This is a genomic window from Paenibacillus sp. FSL H8-0261 (assembly GCF_045040645.1).
GTDB lineage: Bacteria > Bacillota > Bacilli > Paenibacillales > Paenibacillaceae > Paenibacillus_AQ.
This window is the reverse complement of the sequence record NZ_CP150297.1, coordinates 1,132,162-1,145,068: the sequence shown is the minus strand read 5'-3', so window position 1 is coordinate 1,145,068 and position 12,907 is coordinate 1,132,162. Positions and strand designations below refer to the sequence as shown.

General features: G+C 45.0%; 10 protein-coding genes. 3 read left to right on the top strand and 7 right to left on the bottom strand.

Features of this window, described 5'->3' with window-relative positions; all coding sequences use genetic code 11:
• Positions 1–27: 27 nt before the first annotated feature.
• Together MHI27_RS04960 and MHI27_RS04955 are read right to left on the bottom strand one after the other, a co-directional pair.
• Positions 28–714, bottom strand: coding sequence for a hypothetical protein (locus tag MHI27_RS04960; protein WP_042185207.1), 687 nt, complete (start codon positions 712–714; stop codon positions 28–30).
• 191 nt (positions 715–905) lie between these two features.
• Positions 906–1,592 carry a M50 family metallopeptidase gene (locus MHI27_RS04955; RefSeq protein ID WP_076283905.1) on the bottom strand — a complete coding sequence of 229 codons (687 nt, stop codon included), beginning with the start codon at positions 1,590–1,592 and terminating at the stop codon, positions 906–908.
• A gap of 226 nt (positions 1,593–1,818) precedes the next feature.
• Between MHI27_RS04955 and MHI27_RS04950 the strand changes: the two genes are divergently transcribed.
• Both MHI27_RS04950 and MHI27_RS04945 read left to right on the top strand, forming a co-directional pair.
• Positions 1,819–2,286 carry a hypothetical protein gene (locus tag MHI27_RS04950; RefSeq protein WP_339245157.1) on the top strand — a complete coding sequence of 156 codons (468 nt, stop codon included), beginning with the start codon at positions 1,819–1,821 and terminating at the stop codon, positions 2,284–2,286.
• A 49-nt stretch (positions 2,287–2,335) separates the two neighbouring features.
• Positions 2,336–3,040, top strand: a complete 705-nt coding sequence (locus tag MHI27_RS04945) for an AIM24 family protein (RefSeq protein WP_042185200.1) — start codon at positions 2,336–2,338, stop codon at positions 3,038–3,040.
• A gap of 80 nt (positions 3,041–3,120) precedes the next feature.
• Here MHI27_RS04945 and MHI27_RS04940 read toward each other — a convergent pair whose 3' ends face one another.
• Positions 3,121–3,576 carry a Dps family protein gene (locus MHI27_RS04940; protein WP_042185198.1) on the bottom strand — a complete coding sequence of 152 codons (456 nt, stop codon included), beginning with the start codon at positions 3,574–3,576 and terminating at the stop codon, positions 3,121–3,123.
• 185 nt (positions 3,577–3,761) lie between these two features.
• A complete protein-coding gene (locus MHI27_RS04935) occupies positions 3,762–5,240 on the bottom strand; it encodes a potassium/proton antiporter (protein ID WP_042185195.1) in 1,479 nt (492 codons plus the stop codon).
• 194 nt (positions 5,241–5,434) lie between these two features.
• On the opposite strand from MHI27_RS04935, the gene MHI27_RS04930 reads away from it, so the two are divergent.
• The gene (locus MHI27_RS04930) at positions 5,435–6,481 is read left to right on the top strand and encodes a GNAT family N-acetyltransferase (RefSeq protein WP_405175737.1); all 1,047 of its coding nucleotides are present in this window, start codon (positions 5,435–5,437) and stop codon (positions 6,479–6,481) included.
• Positions 6,482–6,915: 434 nt separating this feature from the next.
• Here MHI27_RS04930 and MHI27_RS04925 read toward each other — a convergent pair whose 3' ends face one another.
• The 3 genes from MHI27_RS04925 to MHI27_RS04915 all read right to left on the bottom strand — a co-directional run bounded on the left by MHI27_RS04925 (position 6,916) and on the right by MHI27_RS04915 (position 12,897).
• Positions 6,916–9,621, bottom strand: coding sequence for a discoidin domain-containing protein (locus MHI27_RS04925; protein WP_405175736.1), 2,706 nt, complete (start codon positions 9,619–9,621; stop codon positions 6,916–6,918).
• A 51-nt stretch (positions 9,622–9,672) separates the two neighbouring features.
• A complete protein-coding gene (locus MHI27_RS04920; RefSeq protein WP_405175735.1) occupies positions 9,673–11,193 on the bottom strand; it encodes a glycosyl hydrolase in 1,521 nt (506 codons plus the stop codon).
• Positions 11,194–11,346: 153 nt separating this feature from the next.
• Positions 11,347–12,897 carry a glycosyl hydrolase gene (locus MHI27_RS04915; RefSeq protein ID WP_405175734.1) on the bottom strand — a complete coding sequence of 517 codons (1,551 nt, stop codon included), beginning with the start codon at positions 12,895–12,897 and terminating at the stop codon, positions 11,347–11,349.
• Positions 12,898–12,907: the final 10 nt, after the last annotated feature.

Genomic DNA, 12,907 nt, shown 5'->3' with positions numbered 1-12,907 from the left:
GTGCATCCTCGTGCAGTGAGTCCTATATTAAATTCCACCAACGGCTTTACTTCGTTGCTGATGCTCGAACCCGATCTGTTTATACAACATTTCAGCCTCTTTAAGCAGCAAAGGATCTCCAGAGCGTACTGCGAGTAGCAACATCTTATCCGCATGTCGATTGAGCATTTCGTGAGCTTCACTATGCTGGCCTTTACTTCGTAGTGCCTCTGCTGCTTCAACCGTTTCAGCCGTCTTCAACAATTCCAGATGCTTCTCAACATAAAAGCAGCAAGTATCGCTCAGAATGCGCGTATGATGCGCGTACTCCAGCTCAAGTACCTTCACGGGAAGTTCACGAACACGCTCTACGGTTGGTTTTTTATACTTCCACTGTAGGGATAATGCTTCATATTTACCTGCTACAGAACTAGAAGTAGTGAACTCCAATCCTATGAATTTGCGTTGTCCTGTTTTTATTTTTCCAAGCTTAAGCAAGAGGGAATTCCCTTCTCCAGCCTCCATTTCACATCCATAACAGCGCTTAAAAGTTACATGTGGCTCAAGCCAAACTCGTAGTTCAATATCACGTGCAACCACTTTGTGGCTGCTTGGTCGGCTATTTTCTGAAGGCAAATTTCCTTTCCATTCGACAAGTAAAACAACATCCCGATTTCCACCTGCAAAAATACGATCTTGACCCCACGTAAATATAGGAGTAATACTTTCCATCATATTTTCCACCTCTTTCTTTTTTTGGGTCTTCTATTAATGTACCAATAATGGCGGACAACTCCATGTCATGGAATGTATGTTCGGTTCTATATTATCGACAAAAAAAGAGCCATTCTACATACTAAGTAGACTGACTCTCGCAAAAACAGCCCCTTTTGTCTGTTTATGACGAAAATTTTATGTTTTTAACTTTAACGACTCTGAAGTTTAGGCTGCACTCGCTCCCGCTTAAAAAATAGTCCCAGCGCCCATTTGGCGCAAAGCAGAGAAAATATAAAAAATAGGACTGCCCAAAATATGGCCGGCACCGATGTCATCCTTGCCAGGTTACTGGCATCTCCCGCACGAGATGGGGATACAACGGCCGCATATACGAGAAATAAACTTCCCATTACAGACTCTTCCAAGGTCAAAAAAGCTAATAACAAATAATAATATTTGCTGGCCTTTTTCCACACCACCAGCATTAAAACATTCAGCGCAATAAACCCGCCTAACCACATCATTCCGAAGCTTCCCCGCACGTACATTACCAGCATAATCAATGCTACTGTAGTAGCTAAGATAAGTCCCCAATCATGCCGTCCTTTACTGTAGAGATAGAAGAGAAGCAATGCGAATAAGGAAGCAAGTACATACCCGGATAGCGACACCAGTATCGCTCTTCCTCCATCTTGAATGGCTGAATAGGTGACCCCACTATGATTCGCGTATAGTTCAATCCGCAGCACACTGCCAGACAGCAGTAAAGTCACCAGCGCATGACCAAATTCATGAATCATCGTGTCCAAATTCCGAAACAAAGATGAGAATGGAATCAACCTCGTCAAAAAAGCAGATCCGACCAAAAATAACATTGTCTTAAGCCATTTATTCATTCCGCAGCAGCCCCTTTCCGTCCAAAGTATACGATAAATAGTCCCTCTTCTCAATCATGTTGAGCACAGCCAAATCGTTCTTTACAAGGAAGTGTAACCTCACTTCAAACAGGCAAATATTACTGACCCAAGAAGCCCTATTCACGTTTAGCGTACGCTGTCAGAAGCTGTCAAGCTGTGTTAAAATAAAAGAAATATAAGCCTAAATTGGGTGGTGATTATATAGATGAAACAACGTAAATACCGTAAATATCTACAACTGTTATGTTCGCTCCTGCTTCTGCTGACTCTTTCCATATCTCTTCCGGCCCCAGTAGCACAAGCCAATATATTCAGTGATATCTATAATGGATTCAAAAGCTTTTCTGAGCTTCCAAATGAAGTCAATGAATTGAAAGAAGGATTTCAGCAGACAGCTGAAGAGCTACAACAGGCGAAGGATAAGCTTACGAATACCATGCAGGAAATGGAGGCCTACCGGACACAGAACGAAGCCCTTCAGGAGCAGAATCGCCAACTAACGCAGATGGTTGATGAGTTGCAAAATGACCGGACGGCACGCGAAGAATATTATCATAAAATCAAAGTGACTATTCTTACGGGGATTGGTCTAATTCTGGGGTATTTTATACTCATCCGTATTGTTCGTTTCAGCATGCTTCACCGTTCTAGAAAAGGAGACCGCCTGCGCTAATCTTGAACATTCAGTAAAGATCACGTCTACAGCATGAGGGAGATGAAATATGAACATCGATGTCCAAGATGAAAGCGACAGCGGGAGCGGACAAGCCGTAGCCTTCACCCTTGGGGAGAAGGAAGAGGTTCATGTGCTGCACCCACAACAAATTATCGCTTATCAAGGGCCTGCCACTGGACGGGCAGACAGATTTATGGATGTAAAGGGCATCTATCGCAAGCGAAAACTGATTCGTTCGGATATGTCTGGCCCTTGCCATTTTGTCGCCGCCCTTCCACCAGGTTATCGGGTAAAGATTCTGCAGCTTGATGGAAAGAGCGATTTATTGTACGACTTTAAACATCTCTTCTTCTACAGCAAGGGAGTTACGATGGATACACGAGTGCTAAGTATGAAGAATGTGCTCGTTACACGAGATATTGTGAAAGTGAAATTTACGGGTAACGGCATCATTGGTATATTGACTGAAGGTACGGTATGTGAAGCTGAGCTTCATCCTTACAATCCGCTCTATGTGGATGCAGGCAGCATTATTGCCTATCCTGAGAATGCGAAGCTGGAGCTTACCGTTTACGGCAACCATTTAGCTAGCCAGCATATGAGTTATCATTGGAAGATGACGGGCCACGGCCCTGTGTTGTTTCAAGCCGGACGCCAGAATCGCCGATTTGAAAGAGATAATAACGATGATGGAATTATTAAACGATTTCTGCGCGAAGCCGTGCCATTTGGTGGAGTATTTATTAAATAGAATGCTTCAAAAAAAAGAGCGCCATGCGTTAACCATACGCAGGCGCTCTTTGTGTATTCTATCCCTATAAGGATGTTGTCTTAGCCGATAAAGGCATTCAGCATCCAAGCATGTTTCTCAATGCTGCTTCTGATGCCAATCAGCAGATCCGCAGTTGGTTGATCGCTCAATTCTTCAGCAGTAGCAATTGCATCTTGCAGTTCTTTAGCAACAGTCTTAAAGTCTCTCACGAGCTCAAGTACCATACCTTTAGCATCTTCGCCGCCGCGAGCTTCTTGTAAGTCGGACAATTCAAGATATTGCTTCATTGTGGAGGCTGGTTGTCCACCAATAGAAAGCAAACGCTCAGCCAAATCATCTGCATAACCCGCAGCTTCATTGTACAGCTCTTCAAACTTCTCATGCAGTGTGAAGAATTGAGATCCGCTAACATACCAGTGATAATGATGAAGCTTTACCCCGAGCAGGAACCAGTTCGCAGTTTGGCGGTTCAAAGCAGCTTGCAGTTCAGTATGGTTCTTTAATTGTGTTGTCATTAATAAAACCTCCTATGGTTCATTTATTATAATTGTATTTAGACTCGTTCTAAATCTATATACAATTTAACACACTCTTTCGCGTTTTGCAACTATTCTGGAGATTATATGTTGTGCCGATTCTAGCACAGCTTATGTTATAAAGCCTATTATGTGTGTCACACTTTGGTAAAAGAGTCTCTTCTCTAGATTAAAGAAACATCCTCCTCCGCTGTCTTTCCTTTCCTGCTGCGGAAGAAAGCCCTCATCTCATCACGCTTACTCTTCGGACTTAGGACATACACAGTATCCCCAGGCTCAATAACAGTACTTCCATGCGGAGTGACAATCTTTTTATTGCGGATAATTGCCGTAAATAAGATATCATCTGGCAGACCTATTTCTGAAATCTTCTGTCCAGCAATGGGCATATAAGGGTTAATTCCAATATGGTTAAACTCCGAGTCTGTCTTGCCAAGAGCAACCAGCTCCATCAGGGAAGGCTGATCTGAATCTTCTTGCCCCACAAGCTTCAATCGAGATGCTAGCGGGGAAATACTAGTTCCCTGAATCACCGCCGAGGTCAGTACGACAAAGAACACAACATTAAAGAATAGTCGTCCGTGAGACAGATCAGCCAGCAGCGGATAAGTCGCTAACACAATCGGAACGGCTCCACGAAGTCCGGCCCAAGAAATCAAAGTCTTCTCGCGGATCGTAAATTTGGAAAAGTGCAGGCTTATAAATACACCGATTGGTCTAGCTACAACCATCAGAATGACGGATAACAAGATACCTTGCCATGCCACTTCCGCCAGCTCCTGTGGAAATACTAACAAACCAAGCAGTATGAACATAAATATTTGCATCATCCAAGCAAAACCATGACTAAAATTCATAATGGTACGGTGATACATTAGCTCGGAATTCCCAAGCGTAAGGCCCATAACATAAACAGCCAGCAACCCGCTGCTATGTACCCATGCTGATAAACCATAGGTCAGAACAGCAAAGCCAATCGCCATTACTGGATAAAGACCTGTGGAATCCAGGTTAATTCGATTGATACAGAAAACTGCGATCTTCCCCAGCACAAAACCCAGTACTAAGCCAATGCCCATCTCCCATATAAAAGACAACAGCAGCCCCCATATCGCCATATCCGGATGCTGTATCCATTCGATTAGCGAGACTGTCAAGAACACCGCCATTGGATCGTTGCTTCCTGATTCTGCTTCTAACGTCGAGGTCAGACGTTTATCAATGTTCTTACCGCCGAGTACCGAGAAAACTGCAGCCGCATCTGTCGATCCAACGATCGCTCCAAACAGAAAGCTTTCTGGCCATGTCACATCAAGGATCAGCTTAGCGAATACCCCTACAATGGCTGTCGTCATGATTACGCCTACCGTTGATAAGGATAATGCCGGCCGAATAACAGGTTTAATATCCTTAATATTCGTCTGCATGCCACCTTCGAATAATATGACAACCAATGCGAAGATCCCGGCCATTTGCGTTAAGGAAGCATTGTTAAAAAAAACAAATTGGCTTAGCACCATCCCCGCAGCAAGAAACAGCACTAAAGCTGGCATTCCAAATTTAGTGGAGAACTTGGTGGAAAATACGCCTACAAGCAGGAGTGCTGCCAGTAATAATATAATATTATCTGCAAGTTGGGACACCGATTATTCACTTCCCTTTCTCTTCTAGCTTTAAAATATAAGAAGCTTCCTTATTTATGTACTTTATTACCCTTTTCGATATCCTTTTGAGACATTGAATAATATAAACAAGATTGGAGATTTCATTCCCCGGGCCTTATACTTTATGTAAATGCTTTCTCCCCATCGTGTGTACATATAGGAGGTTGAATGTTATGCAATTGAGATTAATTAAACCTGCGGAGCTAGACCAAGCGGCTCTGCTCGCAGATTCTGTCTTTCGTGAACCGGGTGCCACTTCAATGAAAGAACTGTTTCCACTTATTTTCCGCCCTGGACTCAGTCATTCCTACGCGGCTATTGCCGATGACGGAACGGTTGCTGCTTTCATGGGGCTCGTACCCTCCACGATCAAGACTGGAGATGCTTTCCTGAATGTATTCTCCATAGGTGCTGTCTGCACCGATCCCGCTTTTCGGGGCCAAGGACTGGCGGGCCAACTTCTACAGCTATGCCAGAGTCATGCTGCCGAGGCCGAGGCATCGCTGATTTTTGTCTCGGGTGATCGTTCGTTATACACCCGAGCTGGGTGCGTACCGTTCGGAGGTACGCAATTTGCCGAGCTGAACGCAAGCTCAGCTCAGGCTCTAGCAGCCGCAGCAGGAGAAGAATGGACGCTGCGGCCAATGCAGCCGGGCGACTTCTTCGGAGTCTACCGGCTGCTCAATGAACGCGAAGCCGGACATGTATATAGTCCGGGTGAGCTGGCGCTGCTGCTGGGGACCGAGGCTTACGCGGGTGTGATGGGCTTAGCCCAGCGCACACTCGTAGCCGTTCGGGACGGCAGCATCGAGGGGTTCGCCGCGGTGGCTGTGCCCGCGGCGGCAGACGTGCCCGCGCCAAACGCGGCGACGGCGGTGGAATGGGCCGGCCAGCCGAGCGCGGTAGCGGCATTGCTGGCCAAGGCAGCCTTGTGCGGCGGCGTTGGCACGCTGCAAGTGCCTGTGCCGTGGCAGGAGCGCGGCTTGCTCGCGCTTCTGCGGGACGCCGGCGCCAGCTTAAGCGGCGGCGCGAACAGCGGGACGGTCTGCATCGCAGACCGGGAAGCGCTATTGCGGCAGACCGAAGGCTGCCGCAAGGGCCTCGACTTGTCGTCCGTGCAGGACGACAAGGAGCTGATCTCGCTGCTCTTTGATCCAGCGAGATCAGAGGATTCCGATGCCATTCCTTTGCCGTATATGTCTGGACTTCGTTTCATTTAATGGATTTAAACAAGAATAAACGGAAGCCGTCCTTTTAAGGACGGCTTCCGTTTATTCGAGAAAGAGAAAGATAATATATGCCGTGGAACATATACATTCTGATCTATGAGGATATCCCAAACTCCCCCACCTTCTGCACTCAGTCTAAGAAATTGTGATGGGGCGTTGGGGAAGGAGTTTTATGGGGAAAAACTCCCTCTATTTAGGATGATTTCCTCACAATTGCCCAGTTATGCGGAATTTCTCCCTATAATACGGAGGATTTTCTAAAAAACGGCGATATCCGCTGGAATACAGGGAGAAATTCCCTATATTCCACCTGTTCAACCCTAAAACACAAAATTTATAGGGAAGAATTCCCTATTCCATTGTAGATCTATCTCACAGTAATTTAGTATGCGCTATAAATGATTATATAAATTCAAATGATACCCTTATTCTCTGGAATACACCTGCAGCTCTTGAATGGACCAATAATTCCCGCCGGATCCGGTCTGTACAATTTTGATATACCTCGTCTTCACTTTAGAAAAGGATATCTTAGTAAGCTCTTTCGCACCTTTACCAGACGTGAGTTTGTTCCAGTTTTGAGCATCGTCAGAAATATAGACTACATAGTCTCTTGGATAATCAAAAGGTGAAAGCGTGCTGTCCAAATCTATTCTTTCAATTTCATGTGCTTCACCCAGATCAATTTGAAAATACTCTCCGGAGGCCTGATGTTTCCCCGTATCCCAGCGCGTGCGCCGATCCCCATCGATAGCCAGACTAGGAGCTGATGCTGCCGTATTCACATTTGAGGATACCTTCCATTTAGTACGATCCAGAGGAACCAGTCCGGTGGCTGTAATCTGAACTTTATCGGACAGTAAATTAGAGCCGGATACCCTTACCGCGTAGGTATATAACGTCCCTTCACGTAAATTATGATCCGTATATTCTGTAAGCTTCACATCGGTGGCTACCACCTTCATTTCCCCACCGCTACCTTCAGCGCGAAGCAGCTCAAAGCTTGCTCCTGGTGCCTCCAACCAATTTAATTTTACAGCTAAACCTTTTGTTGCTGCGGCTTTGAATCCTTTAGGGGCCGACGGCTTTACTTCAGTGGAAGGCTGCAAAATATACTGCACAGCCTCTCCCGGAGCAAGTGTCTCCGTAAAGGTTAACGTGGGAGTAGCCTTTTTACCTGTTACATAACTTCTTGCTTTTTCATACGTATCCCCGTTTCCAAAACGCTCCCCTTCATACACCCCGTTTTTCGGCATAGTCACATTTACACTCACGGTCTGTGGAGTAGACTCAAAGTTAACGAAATTAACCAGTACCTTATTTGAAGTCGCCCCGCTTCCAGCAAGAGGCTTCAATGTAGAAGTATCCACGGCCCGAACATATACCAGCTTGTCGGCTAACACATCTTTGTTGGCAATTTGATAAGTTAGCGGAGCTCCATGTGTAGCATAGGCAAGACTGAGCCTTCTCATGATGCTGACACGTGAATCCTCATTTTCTTTTGTATAATAAATCTCTGTGGTCGCCGGATCATGCTCTTCTAAATTAAACCCGTATTTGAATAAACTGAAATCCTTAAAAAAAGCAGCATGCTGCACAAACATATCCGCATAACCAATATGCGCACGCATGATCCGGTCGAATACAGCCGCTGTCCGCTCCGTTGCCCCGTATTGATAGGCATCCACATGACTGTCCGAGGTACCAAATTCAGTGGTCAGCATTTTTTTGCCAAGTCCATTGTCTGCGCCAGTGAAGGTCTTCAAATTCTCAGTAAAGCTTCCTCCATTACTAAAAATATAAGAGTCACCGTAGGAGTGTCCATTGGTCAAATCCGTAACCTTCTCCAGCTCCATACGTTGCTCTGGATCACGTTCCCAGCCATCCGGATCTCCACATTCCTTCCCGGTTCCCTTCTGATTACCACAGGAATCTTCACTGTAGCTCGGCCAATACGCCCAGCCCGGAGCAACAGTTTGTAAATGGGGCGCGATTTGCTTACCCTTTTTATTCAACCAGTCCGCAATCGCCAGGTTCACTGCCTTAGAACGATTAAATAACCCTGGCTCATTATCTACCTCATAATATTGAAAATAAGGGCTATATTGTTCAAAATAATCTGTCAGCTTTTTCTCCGCATCAGCAGGCAACGATCCATCTGCCTTAAGCTTAATATCACCAGTATGCAAATACAGAGCAACCGCCTGCATGTTGTAATCCTTCAATACCTTGTAATATTCCAGCATATCTGAGCAGGATCTCCCGACATCACTGGCACAGCTGGTACGCATCACATTGCCGCTATAAGCCATCCCTAGCCATTTGATAACATAAGGCAAGTGCGTAACCGCACCTTCATCAAAGTAAAACTGCTTATTATTCACTACTGTTCCGGTCAGTGTATAGCTGCCATGAATAGGCTCGGAAATTGGAGCGTTAAGAGATTCTAAACGGAGATTATCCCAAGTCCACCAGGAATATTCGTCTTCTTTGTCACTGCAATATAAACAGCGAACCGTTTGCAGCTTCAATTCGTTCGTTCCCAGCTTCAATTGCTCCTTGGGAATGTATAATTCATAGGATTTTTGAAAGCTATATTCACTTTCTGTGCCCGATACGCCCGCAATTTGAATGATCCCTGACAATTGACGATTGGAAAACACACTCATTTGCGGCACGGATTTATAAGCATCCAGAATTCCTACGCTAAATAAGACCCCATTCTCCGGGATCTTATTTAGCTGATAGGTGATCGTTAATTCCGGCTGGGTCTTTCCATTCAAGCCTGCAGGCAAGCTCTGAAGAGCCGATGATTTGAGCGCTGAAGAAGGAACATTAAATATCTTCTTACTGCCAGAAGTGCCACTCGCAGCGAACTCAGCTGCTGAGCCATCATGTTGTCCCAGATTCCAGATCACAGTACCATCCGGTATTTCTGCTGCAACATCACTTCCTGTAGCTAATCTTGGTATATTGGCACCTACCTTATAATCGTTCGTCTTATTCGTTCCGAAAACAGAGACAGACAACAGAAACAAGACGGTTAATGCGGTGAATTTCAGTAATAACAGTAATGGTTTGTTTGCAGTTATCCTATTTTTTCTATTAGATATTCTCCTCGTTATTCCCATCCATAGGTCCTCTCTTTCTTCCGGAATGTCTAACCCTATCATTTCATTAGATTAAGGAAGGAACAATGCCCCTTGTGGAATCACCTGCTGCTTCTGGCTGGAACTCTCCCACAGCAAGCGAAGATTAGCATCTCCTTCATTCTCATAATATTCAATTTGGATATCATAAAGTGTTCCGGCTGTGAGCGGGATACTTCCTTTATGAAGGGTTGCACTTTGATTCTTCCAATTATCGATGATCAGCTTTCCGTCAATCCAGACACGGACTCCATCATCAGAGGATGCCGAAATCGTATATTTTTCACTGAATTTAGGTTTGAGCTTCCCTTTCCAGCGAACAGAAAAATGATCTTCATCTATCTCCTGTGCAGGTGACCCGCCATGCCAATTAAAATCAATCTTACGATCATCGCGGATAAGTACCGCTTCTCCCTCTAAATCAGTATTGTTATAGTATTCTCCAGTTAAACCCGCTAGGGTTACCGGGATTACCGGTGCTATCGAAGGGCCTCCTGTTGTGAGAACGTAATCCTCTCTCGATACTATAAACGAGTCATTCATAAAGCTTTTAATTGACTGTAGCGTATTATTTTCTGTCAGTAATTTTCCCCAGGTCATCATATAGACCCATTTATTTTGTTTCTCGGTTAATACTTCCGGGTTCGGCAGCTGTCCACTCTCCCCGATTCCGATAGGTTTACCTTCAGCAAGTGCGAGCAGATCCTCATAGTAGGACTGCTTATAATCGTTATTGTAGATATCCGCAGCCAGAACATCGAGTTTATCCGCACCCGGATAATATGCAGCATAAGGATCTGCCCATTCATTCGGCGCATTTGGATTCCACACCCACAGTAGATTATTCAGTTGATGTGTGTTTACAAAACGATCATAGACAATATTCCAAAGCGCTGAAAAATTGTCCTTTTTCCCCCACCAAAACCAACCGCCGTTCATTTCATGGTAAGGTCGCCATAAGACTGGAACTCCGGCATCACGCAGCTGTCCCAAATAGCCAGCGATCTCGTCTAGATCAGAGATTAGACTCTTATACTGAGCCGTCCCAGGCGTAACATAAGCATTAAACTTCTCTTGACTGAGACTTCTGTTTACATTGGACCATTCCGGAGAAGTCCCCGGCAAACTCTGATGGAATGTCATGGCTACAATGCCACCCTCTTGATGCCACTCCATTGCACTGTCTATAACAGCTTGTCGCTGTTCTGCGATCGTCCCTTCGGGTTGATTATTAATTGCCCCCAATTCATAACCATGTAGAACGGCATTTTGTCCCGATGTATTCTTCAGCTTATGAACCAGTTCATCTGGACTTTCTAGATAATCATGCTGGCCAGACAGGATTCCTTTGCCACGTAGATTCACCAAATTACTCAGCAGTTGCTTGGCTTCTTCAGAAGCTGATGGATTGCTTGGTATAGCCGGAGGAAGAGAGGAAGAAACACTCATAGCCTTCGGAAGACCCTTAACCTCTCCCCAAGGCAGCAAGGAAAAAATAATAAACACCGGTAATATAGTAAACAACAATCTGTTTTGCTTATAATATTTACGCAAATAAATCCTCCTTTCGGTAGCTGTACTGCCTCCACAGGTGCTAAATAAACATACCTGTTATCGGACAATCGTCTTCTGACCTAATGAGGACTATAGCTTAGTAGCTCTGCTATAACGCAGAGCTACTAAGGATCGACCTTTAATTTTCATCAATCAGGAGACATCCGGAAGATAAAGTGCACTTGCTGGAACTGTCTCTTTAGCTTGACTAGCACTTTCCCACATCAAGCGGACTCTCGCATCGCCTTCATTTTCGTAATACTCCACCTTGATATCGTATAGCTGGCCAGCCTTCAGCGTTATATTACCCTTACGCTCAGTACCACTTTGCTTAGTCCAACTATCAATCACGGATTGCCCATTCACCCACACACGGATGCCATCATCTGAGGTAGTGTAAAATGTATATTGCTCATCATATAATGGCTTAATTTTACCGCTCCAACGTATGGAGAAACGATCAATACCGAGGGCGGCATCCGGCGATCCTTGCCGCCAATTGAAATCGATAATTGCATCAGTTCTAGTAAGAGCTGCTGTTCCCGATAGCTGCATGTTGTTGTAATACTCTCCTGCAAGCCCCTTCGCGAGAGGAATTGCTGCCTCCCCCTCTTCTTCGGAAGGTGCCGGCGCTGGTGCGGCGCTAGGTGTCGGTACCACACTAGTATTTAATTTATCTCTAGTTAGGGTATAGTTGCTATTCATAAATGTTTTGATTGTATCTGCACTGTTATTCTCGTAAAGCATTTTTCCCCAGCTCATCATATACGTCCATTTACTTTGTGATTGCTGAAGCTTCTCCAGATTAGGCATTTCACCATTCTCCCCGATCGCAATCGGTTTGCCTGCGGCTAGACTCAACAAGCTGTCATAGTATTTTTGCTGGAAATCATTTTCGTATATATCTGCTGCCAGAATATCTACTTTATCAGCACCTGGATAAGTTAGCGCATAAGGATCTGACCAAACATTGGGAGCATTCGGACTCCATACCCATAACAAGTTATTTAATTTATGAACGTTAACAAAACGGTCATACATAATATTCCAAAGTTTAGAAAAGTTATTTTTCTTCCCCCACCAGAACCAGTTCCCGTTCATTTCATGATAGGGTCTCCAAAGCACCGGAACATTGGCATCGCGCAAGCTTTTTAAAGAGACTGCCACCTTATCAAGTTCAGCGATCAGATTGTTATATTGCTTGGTACCCGGTGTAACGTAACTATCGAACTCATTCTGACTAAGTGATTTTTTCACATTATCCCAGTCATAAGAGGTGCCCGGCAGGTTAGCATGAAAAGTCATAGCTACGATCCCGCCCGCTTTATTCCAGTTGATGGCGCTGTTCACCACATTTTGACGCTGCCAGGCCATCGTTCCTTCTGACTGACCGCTGATCGCGCCCAGTTCATAACCGTGAAGAGCGGCATATTGTCCGCTGGTTCCCTTCAGCATATTGTTAATTTCATCTGGACTTTCTAAATAGTCATGTTGACCAGCAATAATACCTTTTCCTGAGATCGAGTAAAAATAGTTAAGCAGCTTTACGGCTTCAGGTGAGGCTCCTGGGGTAACTGGCGTTCCAGAATTTGAAGCAGCTATGACAACAGACGGCGAAATTCCAACAGTAAGCGGAAGTGCAGTCAGAAACAAGACGAGTGACAGAAATGCGCCAAATAATCGATACGTACGGTAAGCTTTCAAAATAATCTCC